Below are 16,853 nucleotides of genomic sequence, written 5' to 3'. Positions count from 1 at the left end.
TGAAGGATATTAAAATTAAACATCATAAAGACCAATCATCTAATTCATATAATTCTGATAATTCAATGTATAATTCCTGACGGATCTCTTCTATTGGAACTCCTGTATTTAAACTTATTTTAGTCAAGTCTTTATGTTCCATTTTTATTGAAACCGTACCATTTGGTCTCATTGCTTGTTTAACATTAACTTCCCCAAATTTTGTTTTATGGCTAATTGTTCGTCTTGGAAGTATCCAGCGATTTATCTTATTTTCTCTTAATCCAATTGTTGTACTATAATTAAACCAAACTTCCCTCAATAAGGTTTGATTTTGTAAAGATACAAGAGCTTTTATACATATACCTTTTCTATTTTTTTTCATATCAACCGAATAACAAACCACATCAATTGCACCTGCAACTCTTAATCGCTCGATTAGAATTGCAATATCTTCAGGTGTGGAATCGTCGATCCAAGCTTCCTGTGAAATTATAGTCTCACAAACAGGATTATTATTATTTTCCTTCTGATCGTCATTTGTTTCTATTAGTAGAGCTCGTAAAAAATTAGGTCTAGAAATATTTTTAGTTCCTAGACCAATACCAATTTTCTTTATTTTCATATTATCTAGTTGATCAAATTTATCTACAAAAGTTGCTATCAATGCGATACCAGTAGGGGTTGTTATTTCACCAAAATACTTGTCTTCAATTGCCACTAATGGGATTCTATTTTGTCTTGCTATCTCTAAAACTGTAGGTACTGGGACCGGAAGAGGGCCATGCAATGTCGACACAATTCCTTTGCCTGCAGGTGGATTTGAAAAATAAATCTTATCTGGATTTAAAAAATCAATTGCGGAGCATACATTAACAATATCGAGTATGGAATCAATTGAGCCTAGTTCATGAAAATGAACATCTGAAATTTCTTTACCATGAACAATTGCCTCTGCTTCGGCAAGAATTTCAAAAACCCTTATAGATTTTTTTTTCACATACTCATTCAAGCTTGAATCTAGAAGTAAGTTTTTGACATCATTAAGACTTCTAAATAATTCCTTAAATTGCATTTGGTTTTTCATACAGACAATTCCCTTTATTCCTTCAGTATCTCCCTCGTTAAATTCTAAGTTAAAGTTTTTCTGTATATTTAACCTTGCTAAATTATCCAATAAAATGGAGTGAGGCACACCTAAGTCTATTAATGCTGATGCAAGCATATCTCCAGATATTCCAAGAGAACAATCAATAAAAATAGATTTCATTTAAGATTAAATTTATAATCAGTTTTATACACAGAATACATCTGAATATATTTGCAGGAAAAACACTAATTTTTATTTTTAAGATTTTTTTTATTTTTATAGCTTAATGGTTGATGAGAGACAGGACCTATTATTTTAAAATCCTCGACAAACAGTTGATAGTCAATACGACGAACATCAAGACTAATAAAATGTTTTAAATAATTAATAGGTAGTTCACCTTTAAGATTAACTTTAAAAGGTAACGCTTTCTTTTGCTGATTTCTTGGCTTTTGACGGATCTTTATTACTAACTCCTTCTCTTCTGGCTTAGTAAAAACCAATTCTCCTCTTATTGAGAAATAATCATCACCCTCCAATAAATCATCAGAATCAACTTTCAAATTTGAAGCCTCATTAAATTCTTCTTTATTCGAAAGCTTTTTGTTTAAAGTGCTGGGTTCCCAAATACCTGTAATTTGCAAATGAAGATTTTGATTATTCCTACATCTTGGATATACGACCCAGAGGTGTGGCTTTTCTAAAGGGACGTGATTACGAATCAAAGTTATGACTCTACCAAGCACAACTGAATCTATTTCATTACCTTTAGAGTCAATCAGAGCACCACGAGTAAAGTTTTCATCATCTTGAGGCTTGTAAATACCTCTAACTAATCCAATAGCTCTGTATTGCAAAGGATCAGTAACCGAGGGAATCGGATGGTTCTTCATCTATTTAATAAATGAGCCATTAGTGACCAATCTTAAATTTACCAAAATCCTAGAAATAGTATTTGTATTTTATTCATTTTGGAAGTTTTCATACTCTGACTTATCAAATGCATTGAGAGCTTCATCGAGTGCATCTGATGGAGTTGTTGCATTATTCATTGCATCTGCTTGTTTAAGGCGATTCATTAAATCAAATGGGTCTATAGGTAAACCTTGATCAATTTGATCTTCCGTATCAAAAGTACTGTAGATATCTCTTTGCTCTTCAGTTGAATAATTTTTTAATTCCGAAAGTTTTGTTATTCTTGATGAAGAAATAACTTGCCCTGAAATAATTAGAATTGGTGTTAAACACACGAAAGCTCGCACTAATTGACCAATATTAAAAAGTGCAGTTCTATTCAAAACCAAACTTTCTTCAGAATTTCCATAATAATAACTTAAGAAATAAAATTTAGAGTCTTGCTTGTTGCAACCTGGAATGTCAACTCTATTCGTTCAAGAATAGATCATGTCAAAGAATGGCTGGTCACCAACAAAGTTGACATTCTTTGTTTGCAAGAGACAAAAACAGAAGATAAATTTTTTCCCGTTGAAATTTTTTCTAACCTTGGATATGAGGTTTCAATCTCTGGCCAAAAATCTTATAATGGTGTAGCAATTATAAGTCGATTTCCAATTAATGATATAAAGATTGGTTTTAATCAAGTAATCGGTAACTACAAAGATTTAACTTTATTGAGTGAGCAAAAAAGAATTATAAGTGCTGAAATAAATAATATTAGAATTATAAATGTTTACGTTCCAAATGGATCTTCTATAAATTCAGATAAGTTTATTTACAAACAAAAATGGATAGAATGTCTACAGATTTATCTCAGACAAATCAATTCATACAATACACCTATATGTTTATTAGGAGACTTCAATATCGCCCCTGAAGATAGAGATATACATACACCAAGCAATTATATAGATTCCATTATGGCTTCTTCTAAAGAAAGAAAATTACTTAAAGATGCTTTAGGAGGGCAATTAGAAGATGTTTTTAGAATATTTGAGCCTGGAGGGAAAAACTGGTCTTGGTGGGACTATCGTCATTCAGCCTGGGAAAGAAACAAGGGTTGGCGAATCGATCATATTTACTTAACAGAAGATATTCTTAGTTCTGCAAACAGTTGTTGGATCGACAAAGAACCAAGATCTAGAGAGAAACCCAGTGACCACGCACCTGTAGTTGTCGACATTAGCTGGCCTCCAGCAGAAGATGAAAATGCAGAAGATGAAAATGAATTTTTCTTTTGAAAAAATCAGGTAATTTTCTATTTTCAAATCATCACAGAATTAACAAATCAAATATTCACAATCAAACAAAAAACATTGATTTAAACAGGGTGATTTCAAGCAAAGTCTTTCTATCACTTGTTTTCAAGCTTAAAGTCAATTTGAAAAACAGGAGTTTTAAAGATTAAAAAAAATAACCAGATGCTGAACAGATTCAAAAATTTAGACGAATCAGTCACTTTTAGGCCATTATGGCTGACTGTGTTTATGAGCTCATTCGCTGAGGTGCCGTGACAGAAGCGTTGAACACAAAAAGATCTGAAGAGATTTTTGGCTCTGCTAAGGATTTAATGCCTGGTGGAGTCAGTTCGCCTGTAAGAGCTTTCAAATCCGTTGAAGGCAATCCAATCGTTTTTGATAGGGTTAAAGGTCCTTATGCCTGGGATGTAGATGGAAACAGATACATTGATTTCGTGGGAAGCTGGGGACCTGCAATTTGCGGGCATGCCCACCCTGAGGTAATAGCAGCCCTTCAAGAAACACTTGAGAAAGGAACTAGCTTTGGAGCGCCTTGTGCTCTTGAGAACCAGCTTGCTGAAATGGTTATCGATGCCGTTCCAAGCGTTGAGATGGTTCGTTTCGTTAACAGCGGAACAGAAGCATGCATGGCAGTTCTTCGCTTAATGAGAGCTTTTACTGGAAGGGATAAAGTTATCAAGTTTGAGGGGTGCTACCACGGACATGCAGATATGTTTTTGGTTAAGGCTGGATCAGGCGTAGCGACCCTTGGTCTGCCTGACTCACCAGGCGTTCCAAGAAGCACAACAGCAAATACTCTAACTGCTCCTTATAACGATCTTGAAGCAGTTAAAGAGCTATTTGCTGAAAACCCTGATGCTATTTCTGGCGTAATTCTTGAACCCGTGGTTGGAAATGCAGGCTTCATAACACCTGAACCAGGTTTTTTAGAAGGATTAAGAGAGGTAACTCAAGAAAACGGAGCTCTTTTAGTTTTTGATGAAGTAATGACTGGTTTCCGAATCAGCTACGGAGGAGCTCAAGAGCGCTTTGGCGTTACTCCTGATTTAACTACTATGGGTAAAGTTATAGGTGGAGGCCTTCCAGTTGGAGCATATGGAGGCCGTAAAGAAATTATGTCAATGGTTTCCCCTGCTGGTCCAATGTATCAAGCAGGTACTTTGAGCGGCAATCCGCTCGCTATGACAGCTGGAATAAAAACTCTTGAACTTCTTAAGCAAGAAGGAACTTATGAAAAACTAGAAGCAATTACAAAAAAGCTTTTGGATGGAATCATTAATGCCGCTAAAGAATCAAACATCTCCATACATGGTCAGAGCATTAGTGCAATGTTTGGTTTTTATCTATGTGAAGGCCCAGTCAGGAACTTTGAAGAAGCTAAGTCTGCTAACACAGATCTTTTTAGCAAATTGCATAGACTGATGCTTCAAAAAGGGGTTTACTTAGCACCTAGTGCATTTGAAGCTGGTTTCACCTCATTAGCTCATTCGGAAGATGATATAAGTGCAACAATAAAAGCTTTTCAAGAAAGCTTTGCTGAAATCAAATAAAACCGACTTAAATTAATAAATTAAAGTCGGTTTTATTTACAATTAATATTAAATATTACCTATTTCTGCCACCAACAATTACAGGAACATTACCTGCTTGGCTACCTGGTAGAGAAGGTACAACTTGTGTCTCACCATTCCATTTATCTAAGAACAATTTAAAAAGAACTTGATCATCAAGACTTTTATTTAATGTGTCGTATCTCAAAGCCTCTTGTTCGGCAATTTTAACTTCAGTCTGAGCTCTTAATAATTTCTGCTCAGCGATCTGTTTTTCTTCGATAGCGGCTCTGTATTCATCTGCAATTGTTAAGCCTGTTAAATCAAGAGATTGAACATCTACATAATCAAACTTATTTAGTTCATCAGCTACTGTTTCTTCCACTAATTCAGAAATATCACTCCAGGAACTAGCTATGGTTACCAACTCATATTTTGAGAAGACTGATTTAAGGGCCTTAAGCAAAGATGGTTGAATAATCCTGTTATAGATTTCTCTGTCGTTGTAAGAGATAGTTTTAAATACTCTGCCAGCCTCACTAGGCTTTAGAGCATATTTAACAGTTGCAGTAGCAGAAATAACCTGCAAATCTTTAGTTAATGAGTCAAACTTTTCAGGTCTAACTTGAGTCTGAACATTAAAAGGATAAGTATTTTGAACGAAGGGGACTTTAAAATTCAAGCCAGGCTTGCGTGATCCGCCACTTACTTTTCCCAATGTTGTTACCACTGAAACTTGTCCAGCAGGTACAACAAAAAATGCTTGTGTAAGAAGCAAAAAGCCCGTAAACGAAAGGACAAGTAGAAGAGTTGTTGTTCCACCTGGTCCATTCGGAGTCACATTACGAAATGGAGTTGTCATAAAAAAGATTATCTACAAAGATTTTATGTTGGTTTAGAGAGTATTGCGAAAATTGTTAGATAGAAAAGATAATTAACTGGTAATTAGAATTGAGCAAAATGAAATCCTAGATGAGTAAAAGTATCCTTATTTCCTCCTAAATGATCTCTTTAGCAGCGCGTAAAACCTCCAAATACAATTCTTCATCAATCTCCCTAATATCATATTCAGTTGGCATCACGTCATGCTTATACTGATGAACAATCATCCAACATGTTCTTTCTAATTCTTTTTTTGACTTGCCAGATAAGTCAATTGCTTTTCTTGAAAGTTTCTTTATTAATGGATCCATAATAAAAATTCTTAATGAATTGGGTTTCTATATATAAATTTACTATCTATAATTTTGAAATTGTAGGGCTATTTCTAAATCGTCTTCCTGCTTCTTAATTAAATTAATTGCAGATTGCAAATCATCTTTATTTTTACCTGTAACTCTCAAACTATCTCCTTGAATTGAAACAGTTACTTTTTTCATATTATCTCGAACTAACTTACTCAATTTCTTTGAAATTTCTTGAGGCAAACCTTTCTTTAATTTAACAATTTGCATTACCATATTGCCTCCTATTATTTCAACTTTTTGAAAATCAAATATCTTTAATGATAAATTTCTCTTAGTTGCTTTCTGTAATAAAATATCTTTTACGGATTCTATTGTCATATCGCTTAAAGAGACAATTGATAATTCATCTTCTTTAATATCTATTTTTGTCTTTGAGTCTTTTAGATCATACCTTTGATCAACCTCTCTCCTCAATTGATCAATAGCATTTACTAATTCCTGCTGATCAAATTCTGAAACCACATCGAAAGAATAAGAAGAGGGCATAAAATTTCTCTTTGTTTCCACCATCTTATGAACAAAAAGCCAAATTGCTTATAAATATACTTATGAGATATTTCGTAAGTTAAAAATATCTAGAAGTAGATAAAATCTTTTGATTGAAAATTAATCAAAAAACATCAGGCTCACAATTTTTCCCATATCTTCAGCACTATGGCAACTACTCAATAATGTTTCACTGTCATGGAAAGCGAAACAAATCAATTGATCACATCTGTTAATAATTTCTTGATTACAAAGACTACTTGCCATTGGCAAAGGCAAATCATTATTGTCTTCTTTTTCTATTAGATGTAAAACGCTGCTAAGAAGATCCTTCACTTCGACAGTTTGCCTATCAAGAGACTGAGGCAACAAAACAGTTAAGAGAGAGGGGTTAACATCTAAAACTGCTCTAATTACTGCGGCATTTACCCCTTGAGAACCTGAAGTAATTATCGAATGGCCCTCTTGAGCCAGAGACCTTGCTATTAATTCAACTATATGAATCGAAACAACAGGCACATGCCTGCTCCCTAAAAAAGCAATTCTTCTTTTTCCCTCGTTTTTCAACAAGGCCAATTCCTGAGCGAGAGTATCAACTCGTCCCAATGCAGGAAGATCGAGTGATCGACTCAAGGACATCCTAATTCAGATAATATAAACTTAGCCACTATTAATGAACTGAAGAAGAAATTCCTAAAGTTTTAAAGATTCGTTCAAGATCACAATGTTCTTGAACTAATCGAAAAGCATAAGTAGCTTTAACTGTCTCATGAAGACGAACATGACCAAAAGCTTGCTCAATGACCTCAACTGTTGAGAGAGTATCTCTATCAACTTTTAGCAATGGAACATCCAGCTCTTCTGATCTATTAATCAATTGAGGTAGTGGTTCGCCAGCACCTGTCAGTATCAAACATTGAGTAGAAGCTTCCAAAGCAGCCAATTGGATATCTGTTCGATCAGCTCCTGTCACTACGGCCATATTACGCCTTCTCCGAAAAAACTCCATTGCAGAATTAACACTCATCGCCCCAATACTTAACGTCTCGACCATTAGCTCAAGCCTGTCAGAACAACAAATAACTCGAGCATTTAAACGTCTCACCAACTCTTCAACAGTGACACTCCTCAATAAAGGAGATCTAGGCATTACTCCAAACACATCCAAACCTAGTGACTTAAGAGATGGAACTATATTGTCTTTAATATCTTTTATTTGATCGGGATTAACAGCATTTAAGACAACACCACTGAGATGATCTCCTAATTGATTTTTAGCCTCCAATAAAGCTTCAACACTTCTACTATCTTGCCAAAAATGAGCGAGTAAAACTTTAGCGTTTAAACCTTTTGCTAGTTGACTCAGACTTAATCCATACAAGAGTCCCTCGTGCAAGCTACCAGCTGCTTCAAGAATATTGATAGCCTCACCAGAAGAGTCTAGAGATAGCTTGAACTCATTAAATTTAATTCCAGGGTCTAACGTATTATCTTGAATCCTCTTGTTAGCAGTAGAGGCGGCCAAGAATTGAATGGAAGGAATTAAATTTTCCGCAGTTAATTTTAATGTCTCTCCAACAAATCTGACATCATCATCAATCATATCTTTTATGTCTCCTCTTTCAGAGACATTTAATTCAAGGCTTGTCGCCAATGGTTTACCAAATCTAACCAATTGGTTTGAAGCAATTAAATTTCTTGCTATGCCAAGAACTAATGCCGACTTACCGCTAAATGGTTCACATGATCCAATTAGAAAGGTCTTGCTCATTAATTAAAGATCTAATGTGAGATTAATATCTTTATAAGTTTAGGCTTTTTATAAAAGTTCTCAACACTAAATCTGTATAAAATTCTAATTAGACAAATATTCTTTAGTAATTCCTAATTTTTTTCGCAAGAAATCCAATGGATCCAACTCAATGAACAAAAACTTATCAGACAATTCAAGGTTTAAAGGTTTAAGAGTTGCCATAACTGGTGCAAATGGGAGCCTTGGAAAGTCACTCATTGAAGTACTCAAAAAGAAAGGGGCTTATGTAGTTGGCTTAACTCATGATAAAAAAAACAATTGTAACTGTTCTAAAAGCACTCCAGACGAATGGATTCTTTGGTCCTGTGGAGAAGAAGAACTCCTTTCAAGCAGCCTTACTAATATTGATATTTTAATACTTAATCATGGATTCAATCCAAAGCAAATGATTGATTCAAATGATATAAATAAGGCAATAGAAATAAATTCACTTAGTCATTGGAAATTAATAGAAATTTTTGAGAATTTAGCACTTTCTACTAATTTAAAAAAGTACAGTCCAAAGGAAGTTTGGGTAAACACATCTGAAGCCGAAATCCAAATAGCTTTTAGCCCGGTATATGAAATAACAAAACGTCTGATAGGTGAGCTTGTAAGTTTAAAAAAAAGTAAATTATTAATGGAAAAAAGAAATTGTTTTTTTATCAGGAAATTAATTCTAGGTCCTTTTAAATCGAAATTAAACCCACAAGGAATAATGCATCCTGAATTTGTAGCAAGAAAAATAATACAAAAAGCAGAAAAAGAGAATTATTTAATTATAGTATCTCCTAATCCCATAACATATTTATTAATGCCATTCGTTGAATCAATTAGAATCTTATATTCAAGATTTATAAAGAAAATTTACTCAAATTAAAATCTTTAGAAGGAATCAATCTCCTCTATCAGTAAGTATCTCGAACCCATCTTCAGTAACTAAGACAGTGTGCTCCCATTGAGCCGAAAGATTTCCATCTTTTGTTATTACGGTCCATCCATCGCGAAGTGTTTTACAGTATTTTGAGCCAAGATTAATTATAGGTTCAACAGCAATAGTCATTCCTTCTCGCAGAGTAACATTTGGCAAATCATTGGTTCTAAAATTAAAAACGGAAGGTTCTTCATGAAGATTCCTTCCGACGCCATGTCCCGTATAATCTTCTACGATACTAAAACCATTAGCTTTAACATAATCTTCTATAGCTCCTGCTATATCAAGAAGTTTATTCTGTGGCTTAATTTGTTTTATTCCAAGCATCAAAGCTTCTTTAGCAACTCTACTTAATTCAATTGCTTTATCTGATGTATTACCAACGCATATAGTTATACAACTATCTCCATGGTAACCATTGTAAAAAGCTCCAGTATCTACTTTGAGTAAATCTCCATCATTAATAATTTTCTTCTTACTCGGTATTCCATGAACCACTTCGTTATTTATGCTTGAACAGATACTACCTGGGAAGCCATGATATCCCTTAAAGCTTGGTTCTGCATCATGATCTCTTATGCGTTTTTCTGCATATTTATCTAGATCCAAAGTAGACATTCCAGGTTTAACTAAGTCTCTAATTTCACTCAATACAGTCGCAACTATTTTACTAGATTTACGCATGATTTCTATCTCTCTAGAGGACTTAATTTCCACTCCTCTTCTTTGTTTAATAACAGGACCATTGTTGATAGGGATCTTTGAGTTTGAAGAAGAAAGAAGATCAGAGAAAAGATTCATTGTTTAGAAAAAAGTAAAAACCTCAAAATTTGCATTTCCTTATCAGGCTAATAATAGGTGAACTATCAATTGGAAAGGGACAGTTTTATTAAAAAAATTCTTTTCTTTAATAAATTTTTTATATTAAAGAAAAAGGTAGAGAAAACTAATTTTTCTTTTTAACGACCAATCAAAGACTGCTAGAAACTAAATGAGAAAGTTGTGATCAAACAGGGATGAAAAGATCCAGATACTTAAAAAATTTTTAATTTGAGAAACCAGCGGTTACAATAAAAGCTCGGCCAAATTAAGAGTAATTGGTGATGTCCGTTGATTCGAAAGAGCTCTCATCAGAAGAGGTCAAAGTTGAAGATGAATCAAATGCTTCAGAAGAGTCTGAAGTAAAAATTTCTTCTGAAACGAAATCTAAAGGAAAGAAAACTCCAGTAAAAAAGCTCTCTCCTTCAGAAATAATAAAAGCTTTTGAAGATGCGCAACAAACCAAAGATCTCCCTGATATTTACGTTGGAGACACTGTGCGTGTTGGCGTCAGAATAAGTGAGGGCAACAAGGAGAGGGTTCAACCCTATGAAGGTGTTGTAATAGCAAAGAGACACGGAGGAATTCATCAAACAATTACAGTAAGAAGAATTTTCCAAGGAATAGGAGTTGAAAGGGTTTTTCTGGTTCACAGTCCACAAGTTGCATCCATTAAGGTTGAACGCCGAGGTAAAGTAAGAAGAGCGAAGCTTTTCTATCTGCGTGAGCGAGTGGGCAAAGCCACACGCGTAAAGCAGCGCTTCGACCGCTGAGGTTTCGGCCTCCTCAATCAAAAGTCATTTAAATAATGACTTAAAGGGTTTATAAAATGCGCCGTTAGTTCAGTTGGTAGAACGCAGGTCTCCAAAACCTGATGTCGGGGGTTCAAGTCCTCCACGGCGCGTTCGCAAACCTTTTTTGCAGTTACTTTTTTAAAGAATGGAGTTGGATCTTCAACCTGGCGATGTCGTAAAAGTTCTTGAGTCAGCCGCATTAGGCTGGGTCAGGGCTCGAGTTATTCGTGTAAAATCAGGTGGCCGTGTAGTAGTGCAAAGCGACCAAGGCCGCGAGTTCACAGCTCGTGGTAATCAAGTTAGGCTTATAGAGCCTGCAGGTTTTCGTCCTTAAAAGTTATCTACGTATATAGTTTTATTTCATGAGCATCTCTCTTAACAGAGAATTAGATTGAAAAAAACTTATAAAGATAGTTTTCTTAAGTCAACAATATTAATTCTTAGTTGACTAGAAGGCATTTTTCGGATGATACTCATTGGGTCAATACAAAGGATTTCTAGTAAAAGACTAAATCCTTTTTAAGGCCTAAAACTGGGACCGTAGTTCAACTGGTTAGAGCACCGCCCTGTCACGGCGGAAGTTGCGGGTTCGAATCCCGTCGGTCCCGTATCTAAATCGAATTAGAGCTTTGACAGTTAGGGTAAGATTGGCACCAAGTCCAACTGGAACACTTCACATAGGAACAGCAAGAACAGCACTATTTAATTGGCTATTTGCAAAAAAAGAAGGTGGAACTTTTCTCTTAAGAATTGAAGATACTGATATTGAACGATCAAAAAAAGAATATATAAAAAATATATATGATGGGCTCCAGTGGCTAGGAATTAACTGGGATGAATCCCCAACAATTCAAAGTGAAAGAGTAAATGAACACAAACAGATTATAAAAACTCTTATCGATAAGGGATTTGCATACAAGTGTTATGCATCCGAAGCGGAACTAAACGAAATGAGAGAAACTCAAAAGAGAAATGGTTTAGCTCCAAAATATGACAATAGACACAGAAACTTAAGTCCAGAGAAAGAATCAGAATTTATAAAAGCTGGAAGAGAACCTGTTATCAGATTCAAAATCAATGATCAAAAATTAATTTCATGGAATGACTTGGTTCGAGGAAAAATGACTTGGAGTGGAAAGGATTTAGGCGGTGATATGGTCATTGCACGACGAGCACAACCAGATTCAATTGGTGACCCCTTATACAATTTAGTTGTTGTAGCAGATGATTCAGCAATGAAAATCTCTCACGTAATAAGGGGAGAAGATCATCTTGCAAATACAGCAAAGCAAATTCTTCTTTACGAAGCTCTTGATCTAAAGATTCCAGTTTTTGCGCATACGCCTTTAATTCTTAATTCTGACGGTAAAAAACTTTCAAAAAGAGATGGGGTTACTTCCATTTCTGAATTCAAAAAAATGGGTTATACATCCGAAGCAATGGCTAATTATATGACTCTGCTTGGCTGGTCTGTTCCAGAAGGAATTAATGAAAAATTCAAAATTTCTGAGATTTCAGAGGTTTTCAGTTTTAAAAAGGTAAATAAAGCGTCAGCTAAATTTGATTGGGACAAATTGAATTGGCTCAATTCCCAAGTAATCCATGAAATGTCAGCCGAAACTCTATTAAAAAATTTAGACCCTTTATTAAAAAAAAATGGATGGTTTATTCCAAGTAAACAATGGGGAATCCATCTAGTAAGTTTACTTGGACCATCGATGGTTCTTATTAATGATGGAGTTGATCAAGCCAAACCTTTTTTTGAAGAACCAGAGTTATGTGATGATGGCAAAAAGCAATTAGAGATAAAAGAAGCAGCAGTAGTTTTCAAGTTTATTCTTAAAAAGTTGGAGAGTTCAGATGCTACATCCTTTTCTAAAGAGGAAGCGCTTGATTTAATAAATCAAGCTACAAAAAACTGCGAAGTAAAAAAAGGTCTTGTTATGAAAAGCCTAAGAGCTGCGCTTTTTGGAACTCTTAATGGACCTGATTTAATTCAAAGTTGGATTTTACTCTCAAGATTCAGTAAAGATAGAGCCCGAATTAGTCGATTTATCTAGATCTTTATCTTCATCCAATAAACCCATCATTTTTGCTAATGGTTGAGCTGTTAAACCTTGAATACCTACTGTCATTAATATGGTCAAAAAAACTAATCCCTGAAGTTTTCCAGCACCTAAAACTCCTGCTTGCTCCAATCTAATAGAGAATAAAGAGGCTACTGCTGCAGTTACTATTCCACGGGGAGCCAACCAACCAAGAAACAATTTTTGTTTATTATCAAGAGGCAACCCATAAGTTGCTATCAATACAGCTATCGGTCTGACTATTATCATCAAAAAAAGTACACAAGTTATACCTCCCCACCCCAAAGGACTTAATTCCCCCCATGAAACATCCGCTGCTAATAATGGGAAAAGCATAGTTATTGCTAACTGAGCTAATTCTCTAATTAATTTGTCAAGTTCATTAGCCTGTGTAGAAGGTCTTTGTCCAACAACAAACCCTGCGGCAACAGATGCAGGCAGGCCTGATTCAGGTAATAACCATTCGCATACTCCATAAAGCAAGAAAATCACTCCAAGAGTCAGCTGCAATCTGATCCCGATATAAGGCTCAGAACGTAATCTTTTCAAACCTTCTGAAAGCAATAGACCTGCAAGTGATCCGATTAGAACTCCTCCTCCAAGCCTTGAAAACAAACCAAGAAAAAGCTCTCTCCAGCCATGCAAATCTCCAACAACTAGCTCTAACAACGAAAGTGCAAGAACTGCTCCAATAGGTTCGAGTATCAAACCTTCAGCTTCAAGCACATCACTTAATGGTGATGCAAGTCTAATTTGTCGAACTAATGGAGTTACAACAGTTGGTCCAGTAGCAAGAACAATTGCACTATAAACTCCTGCAACAGACCAACCAAGTCCTGCTAACCAATGCGCAGCAATGAAGCCAGCTGCCAATGAAATAATCAACCTAATTGAGGAAATCCTCAGAACTATTGACTTGATTGCCCCACCAGGAAATCGAAGATTTAAACCTCCATCAAACAAAACAAGGCTTACCAATAAACCAACTATTGTCTCCAAACCTTTACCTAGATCTAAAGGTTCAACCAATCCAAGACCTGATCTCCCAATCAACAGGCCAGATAGCAACAATAAAACTACCCCAGGAAGTCCTGTTAGCACTGATAGTAATCTTGCTCCAGCCCCAGAAAAAACTGTTATACCCCAGAGCAAGCCCAGTCGCTCAGGAGTCATAAATAACTAGCAAAGAAGACATAAGCGAGTATTCTTTAAATCTACCTAAGAAAATAAATAAGTTAATAAGCTGATTTTAGTTACATATTCTTATAGAGTAGCAACCCTTTCAATCGTATATTATTTATACATTCTTATTAAGAACATAAATGTCAAGAGAAATTTAAAAATCAAAGATCAAATATTCTTAAGAAAGATTGATTAGGCATATAGAGAGGGTGGAGAGGGTTCCCTTTTTTACTAAGGCCAAGACTTAAAACGCGTTTGGACTCATTATTTTCGTTTGATTTCAAATTTGAAAAGTTTTTAATTAATTTTAAAACTTTTCGATCACGTCCATTTATTTGACCTTTATCACCCCATCCTAACCACAAGTCGCAATTTGTATTTCCTCTCCAGAATTCTAATGATTTCAAAGTAATTAAATCATTATTTACCCCTATAGGATCATTGCTTTTTGATAGATGAATAGGAGACTTGGAAATCAAACCAAAGAGATTTATTATATATATATTTTTATAATTCCATCTAGAACAAAAATTAATTATCCTTATGAGAGTCCTATCGTTATGGAATGAATTACCTTTTGAAGGATTCAAGCCAATAAAAACTACCGACTTTTTACCAATTAATAACTCTCTTTTTAGAATCCATCTATAAGACCTGCATTGACTAAACAAGCAAAATGACAACCTAAAAAAAACTAAATATTATAAATATTATTTTAAAACTAATAATTTTTTTTAGCCAGAAAAAATTAAATTTGAGAATAAAAGAATCGTTAGTAATATAACTAACCCTGCAATGGCCATCCGGCCATTCCATATCTCAGCTTGAGGAGTGAATCCCCTTTTCCATGAATTAAGTTCACTTGAGCTTGCAATCCTAGTGGATTTATTATTATCATTTACTTCATTTAAAGACATAATAAAAAATTAAAAGATTAAAAATATTGATTAAAAAGGAGGATTGGAATCATAAAGTAAATCAGATTTTTCTAAAGGCCAACGAGCGGAAACACCAAGTTCCATTGAACTTTGGTAATTATTTGATGATAATCTTAACAAAGCTGCCGCCCCAATCATTGCCGCATTATCAGTACAAAATTCCATTGGTGCAAGAGCAATATTAATTGATTTCTCAGATGCTTTCTCAAGCATCATTTCCCTTAATCGTACATTTGCTGCAACTCCACCCACTAAGACAATAGAGTTTAATCCTTGATCAAGAGCACATCGAAAGCTCCTCTCAACTAAGACTTCAGCTACTACATTTTCAAAACTTGCCGCAATATCTTCTATTGGTAATTTTTTATTTTCTGACCTGATTTTTTCTATCTGGCGAAATACAGCGGTTTTTAAGCCACTAAAAGAAAAGTCATATGGATAAAAGCCACCTTCAGGTTTGGAGACTCTCCCTTTTGGGAATAAAAATTTTTTAGGATCTCCAGATTTAGCAATTCTTTGAATTGCAGGCCCTCCTGGATATGAAAGTCCAAGCAATCTTGCGACCTTATCAAAAGCTTCTCCTGCCGCATCATCATGACTTCTGCCAAGACGTTGATACTTATGATGAATATCTACTTTTATCAATTCAGTATGACCTCCACTAACCAATAAGACTAAAAAAGGAGGCTTGGGATGGTTTTCTGACAAATATATTGATGAAAGATGTCCCTCCAAATGATGAATTCCTAAAAATGGAATTTGATGCAAATTTGCTAAAGTTCTTGCAGTCATTGATCCGACCAAAAGTGAACCTGCTAATCCTGGAGTGACAGTTGCGGCTACTGCATCTATGTCTTTGATCTGTATTTTTGATTTTGCAAAAACCTCTTCAATTAGGAATGGAAGATTTTCCAAATGTCTTCTCGACGCAATTTCCGGAACAACGCCACCCCAATTAGCGTGTTCTTTAATTTGTGAAGCTATTTCATTAGCTATCAAATCAATTTTTCCTTTTTCATCAGAAACCAAAGCCGCTGCAGACTCGTCACAACTTGTTTCGAGGGATAAAATTATTGACATTTATAGCTAGTGATCAACTAAGTTTAGTATTGAAATCCTATTAAAACAGGGCAACAGATAAAAATCAGAACTCATGCGTCGTCTTTTATCACTTCTACTTTCAGCATTTCTTTTCTTAGGAATAGCTCCAATAGCCAATGCAAGACCAGGCCCAGCATTAAATGCTGATAGAGCTCCTACAGATTTCACTGCTTCCGCATTGGTTTCTTGCGCTGATAATCCCCGTTTCCAAGAAAGAGCTAGCGCCGCCTCCACAGACCAGGCCATAAAAAGATTTGAAAGATATAGCAAAGCCTTATGTGGAGATGATGGGCTTCCTCATTTAATAATTGGTCCCCCTATTGAGCCTTGGGGTGCATGGATCAACCGAGGTCATGAAGGAGATCTACTTATTCCTGGAGTAATGTTTATATATATTGCCGGTATTATTGGTTGGTCAGGAAGGGAATATGTAAGAGCTGTTAGAGGGAAAAAGAACGCTGCAGAATATGAAATCATTATTGATACTAATCTTGCTTGGCAATGCTTAAAAAGAGGAGCAGCTTGGCCTCTACAAGCAAACAGAGAAGGAAAGAATGGTGAACTCAGGGAAAAAGACAATAATGTTTCTCTTAATGGTCCAAGAGGCTAAGAAATTTTTTATCTAATTAAACAAATCA

General features: G+C 35.2%; 20 protein-coding genes and 2 tRNA genes. 9 read left to right on the top strand and 13 right to left on the bottom strand.

The features are described 5' to 3' along the window. Window positions 1-22: 22 nt before the first annotated feature. From larC to O5640_RS10435, 3 genes are all read right to left on the bottom strand, one after another. Window positions 23-1,249 carry a nickel pincer cofactor biosynthesis protein LarC gene (gene larC, locus O5640_RS10445; RefSeq protein WP_269612411.1) on the bottom strand — a complete coding sequence of 409 codons (1,227 nt, stop codon included), beginning with the start codon at window positions 1,247-1,249 and terminating at the stop codon, window positions 23-25. Window positions 1,250-1,314: 65 nt separating this feature from the next. Further along, window positions 1,315-1,962, bottom strand: a complete 648-nt coding sequence (locus O5640_RS10440) for a hypothetical protein (protein ID WP_269612410.1) — start codon at window positions 1,960-1,962, stop codon at window positions 1,315-1,317. A gap of 69 nt (window positions 1,963-2,031) precedes the next feature. Further along, window positions 2,032-2,367, bottom strand: coding sequence for a hypothetical protein (locus O5640_RS10435; RefSeq protein WP_269612409.1), 336 nt, complete (start codon window positions 2,365-2,367; stop codon window positions 2,032-2,034). A 57-nt stretch (window positions 2,368-2,424) separates the two neighbouring features. Here O5640_RS10435 and xth point away from each other — a divergent pair, with 57 nt between their 5' ends. Together xth and hemL are read left to right on the top strand one after the other, a co-directional pair. Then, window positions 2,425-3,267, top strand: coding sequence for an exodeoxyribonuclease III (xth, locus tag O5640_RS10430; protein WP_269612407.1), 843 nt, complete (start codon window positions 2,425-2,427; stop codon window positions 3,265-3,267). A gap of 281 nt (window positions 3,268-3,548) precedes the next feature. Beyond that, window positions 3,549-4,835, top strand: a complete 1,287-nt coding sequence (gene hemL, locus O5640_RS10425; protein ID WP_269613852.1) for a glutamate-1-semialdehyde 2,1-aminomutase — start codon at window positions 3,549-3,551, stop codon at window positions 4,833-4,835. Window positions 4,836-4,890: 55 nt separating this feature from the next. Here hemL and O5640_RS10420 read toward each other — a convergent pair whose 3' ends face one another. From O5640_RS10420 to O5640_RS10400, 5 genes are all read right to left on the bottom strand, one after another. Continuing rightward, the gene (locus O5640_RS10420; protein WP_269612405.1) at window positions 4,891-5,697 is read right to left on the bottom strand and encodes a prohibitin family protein; all 807 of its coding nucleotides are present in this window, start codon (window positions 5,695-5,697) and stop codon (window positions 4,891-4,893) included. Window positions 5,698-5,833: 136 nt separating this feature from the next. Continuing rightward, a complete protein-coding gene (locus O5640_RS10415) occupies window positions 5,834-6,028 on the bottom strand; it encodes a hypothetical protein (protein ID WP_269612404.1) in 195 nt (64 codons plus the stop codon). Window positions 6,029-6,070: 42 nt separating this feature from the next. After that, the gene (locus O5640_RS10410) at window positions 6,071-6,568 is read right to left on the bottom strand and encodes a YajQ family cyclic di-GMP-binding protein (RefSeq protein WP_269612403.1); all 498 of its coding nucleotides are present in this window, start codon (window positions 6,566-6,568) and stop codon (window positions 6,071-6,073) included. A gap of 120 nt (window positions 6,569-6,688) precedes the next feature. Further along, window positions 6,689-7,207, bottom strand: coding sequence for a DNA recombination-mediator protein A (locus O5640_RS10405; RefSeq protein ID WP_269612401.1), 519 nt, complete (start codon window positions 7,205-7,207; stop codon window positions 6,689-6,691). Between the two features lie 31 nt (window positions 7,208-7,238). Beyond that, complete coding sequence (locus O5640_RS10400) at window positions 7,239-8,339, bottom strand: phosphotransacetylase family protein (RefSeq protein WP_269612400.1); 1,101 nt, start codon at window positions 8,337-8,339, stop codon at window positions 7,239-7,241. Window positions 8,340-8,490: 151 nt separating this feature from the next. Between O5640_RS10400 and O5640_RS10395 the strand changes: the two genes are divergently transcribed. Next, window positions 8,491-9,240 carry an SDR family oxidoreductase gene (locus O5640_RS10395; RefSeq protein ID WP_269612399.1) on the top strand — a complete coding sequence of 250 codons (750 nt, stop codon included), beginning with the start codon at window positions 8,491-8,493 and terminating at the stop codon, window positions 9,238-9,240. 15 nt (window positions 9,241-9,255) lie between these two features. Here the strand turns inward: O5640_RS10395 and map are convergent, their stop codons facing one another. After that, window positions 9,256-10,095, bottom strand: coding sequence for a type I methionyl aminopeptidase (map, locus tag O5640_RS10390; protein ID WP_269612398.1), 840 nt, complete (start codon window positions 10,093-10,095; stop codon window positions 9,256-9,258). 302 nt (window positions 10,096-10,397) lie between these two features. Here map and rplS point away from each other — a divergent pair, with 302 nt between their 5' ends. The 5 genes from rplS to gltX all read left to right on the top strand — a co-directional run bounded on the left by rplS (window position 10,398) and on the right by gltX (window position 12,967). Next, window positions 10,398-10,886 carry a 50S ribosomal protein L19 gene (gene rplS, locus O5640_RS10385; RefSeq protein WP_269612397.1) on the top strand — a complete coding sequence of 163 codons (489 nt, stop codon included), beginning with the start codon at window positions 10,398-10,400 and terminating at the stop codon, window positions 10,884-10,886. A gap of 58 nt (window positions 10,887-10,944) precedes the next feature. Continuing rightward, window positions 10,945-11,017 (top strand) — tRNA-Trp (locus O5640_RS10380). Window positions 11,018-11,052: 35 nt separating this feature from the next. Then, the gene (locus O5640_RS10375) at window positions 11,053-11,241 is read left to right on the top strand and encodes a hyperconserved protein Hcp (protein WP_006043540.1); all 189 of its coding nucleotides are present in this window, start codon (window positions 11,053-11,055) and stop codon (window positions 11,239-11,241) included. A 200-nt stretch (window positions 11,242-11,441) separates the two neighbouring features. After that, window positions 11,442-11,515 (top strand) — tRNA-Asp (locus O5640_RS10370). Between the two features lie 21 nt (window positions 11,516-11,536). Then, window positions 11,537-12,967 carry a glutamate--tRNA ligase gene (gene gltX / locus O5640_RS10365; RefSeq protein ID WP_269612396.1) on the top strand — a complete coding sequence of 477 codons (1,431 nt, stop codon included), beginning with the start codon at window positions 11,537-11,539 and terminating at the stop codon, window positions 12,965-12,967. Here gltX and O5640_RS10360 read toward each other — a convergent pair. From O5640_RS10360 to tsaD, 4 genes are all read right to left on the bottom strand, one after another. Beyond that, on the bottom strand, window positions 12,923-14,167 hold the full coding sequence (locus tag O5640_RS10360) for a cation:proton antiporter (RefSeq protein ID WP_269612395.1): 1,245 nt from the start codon (window positions 14,165-14,167) through the stop codon (window positions 12,923-12,925). The two genes, gltX and O5640_RS10360, sit on opposite strands and share 45 nt — an antisense overlap. A gap of 170 nt (window positions 14,168-14,337) precedes the next feature. Beyond that, window positions 14,338-14,847 (bottom strand): DUF1643 domain-containing protein, encoded by a 510-nt coding sequence (locus tag O5640_RS10355; protein ID WP_269612394.1) that lies wholly within the window; start codon window positions 14,845-14,847, stop codon window positions 14,338-14,340. A 63-nt stretch (window positions 14,848-14,910) separates the two neighbouring features. Further along, window positions 14,911-15,093 (bottom strand): high light inducible protein, encoded by a 183-nt coding sequence (locus tag O5640_RS10350; protein ID WP_269612393.1) that lies wholly within the window; start codon window positions 15,091-15,093, stop codon window positions 14,911-14,913. A 30-nt stretch (window positions 15,094-15,123) separates the two neighbouring features. Beyond that, on the bottom strand, window positions 15,124-16,194 hold the full coding sequence (tsaD, locus tag O5640_RS10345) for a tRNA (adenosine(37)-N6)-threonylcarbamoyltransferase complex transferase subunit TsaD (protein ID WP_269612391.1): 1,071 nt from the start codon (window positions 16,192-16,194) through the stop codon (window positions 15,124-15,126). Between the two features lie 73 nt (window positions 16,195-16,267). Here tsaD and O5640_RS10340 point away from each other — a divergent pair, with 73 nt between their 5' ends. Continuing rightward, on the top strand, window positions 16,268-16,825 hold the full coding sequence (locus O5640_RS10340) for a Photosystem I reaction center subunit III (protein WP_269612389.1): 558 nt from the start codon (window positions 16,268-16,270) through the stop codon (window positions 16,823-16,825). Window positions 16,826-16,853: the final 28 nt, after the last annotated feature.

The sequence above is a fragment of the Prochlorococcus marinus str. MIT 0912 genome (assembly GCF_027359595.1).
GTDB classification, from domain to species: domain Bacteria; phylum Cyanobacteriota; class Cyanobacteriia; order PCC-6307; family Cyanobiaceae; genus Prochlorococcus_B; species Prochlorococcus_B marinus_C.
Note: the sequence above shows the minus strand (reverse complement) of the source record. Positions and strands in the feature narration are given on the sequence as shown.

What these genes read in the sequence shown, in the direction of transcription:
- O5640_RS10420 (WP_269612405.1), bottom strand. Translation starts at nt 5,697, where the DNA reads ATGACAACTCCATTTCGTAATGTGACTCCGAATGGACCAGGTGGAACA.
- larC (WP_269612411.1), bottom strand. Translation starts at nt 1,249, where the DNA reads ATGAAATCTATTTTTATTGATTGTTCTCTTGGAATATCTGGAGATATG.
- O5640_RS10415 (WP_269612404.1), bottom strand. Translation starts at nt 6,028, where the DNA reads ATGGATCCATTAATAAAGAAACTTTCAAGAAAAGCAATTGACTTATCT.
- O5640_RS10395 (WP_269612399.1), top strand. Translation starts at nt 8,491, where the DNA reads ATGAACAAAAACTTATCAGACAATTCAAGGTTTAAAGGTTTAAGAGTT.
- O5640_RS10375 (WP_006043540.1), top strand. Translation starts at nt 11,053, where the DNA reads ATGGAGTTGGATCTTCAACCTGGCGATGTCGTAAAAGTTCTTGAGTCA.
- O5640_RS10410 (WP_269612403.1), bottom strand. Translation starts at nt 6,568, where the DNA reads ATGCCCTCTTCTTATTCTTTCGATGTGGTTTCAGAATTTGATCAGCAG.
- O5640_RS10405 (WP_269612401.1), bottom strand. Translation starts at nt 7,207, where the DNA reads ATGTCCTTGAGTCGATCACTCGATCTTCCTGCATTGGGACGAGTTGAT.
- O5640_RS10440 (WP_269612410.1), bottom strand. Translation starts at nt 1,962, where the DNA reads ATGAAGAACCATCCGATTCCCTCGGTTACTGATCCTTTGCAATACAGA.
- tsaD (WP_269612391.1), bottom strand. Translation starts at nt 16,194, where the DNA reads ATGTCAATAATTTTATCCCTCGAAACAAGTTGTGACGAGTCTGCAGCG.
- rplS (WP_269612397.1), top strand. Translation starts at nt 10,398, where the DNA reads ATGTCCGTTGATTCGAAAGAGCTCTCATCAGAAGAGGTCAAAGTTGAA.
- O5640_RS10400 (WP_269612400.1), bottom strand. Translation starts at nt 8,339, where the DNA reads ATGAGCAAGACCTTTCTAATTGGATCATGTGAACCATTTAGCGGTAAG.
- O5640_RS10350 (WP_269612393.1), bottom strand. Translation starts at nt 15,093, where the DNA reads ATGTCTTTAAATGAAGTAAATGATAATAATAAATCCACTAGGATTGCA.
- map (WP_269612398.1), bottom strand. Translation starts at nt 10,095, where the DNA reads ATGAATCTTTTCTCTGATCTTCTTTCTTCTTCAAACTCAAAGATCCCT.
- O5640_RS10340 (WP_269612389.1), top strand. Translation starts at nt 16,268, where the DNA reads ATGCGTCGTCTTTTATCACTTCTACTTTCAGCATTTCTTTTCTTAGGA.
- O5640_RS10360 (WP_269612395.1), bottom strand. Translation starts at nt 14,167, where the DNA reads ATGACTCCTGAGCGACTGGGCTTGCTCTGGGGTATAACAGTTTTTTCT.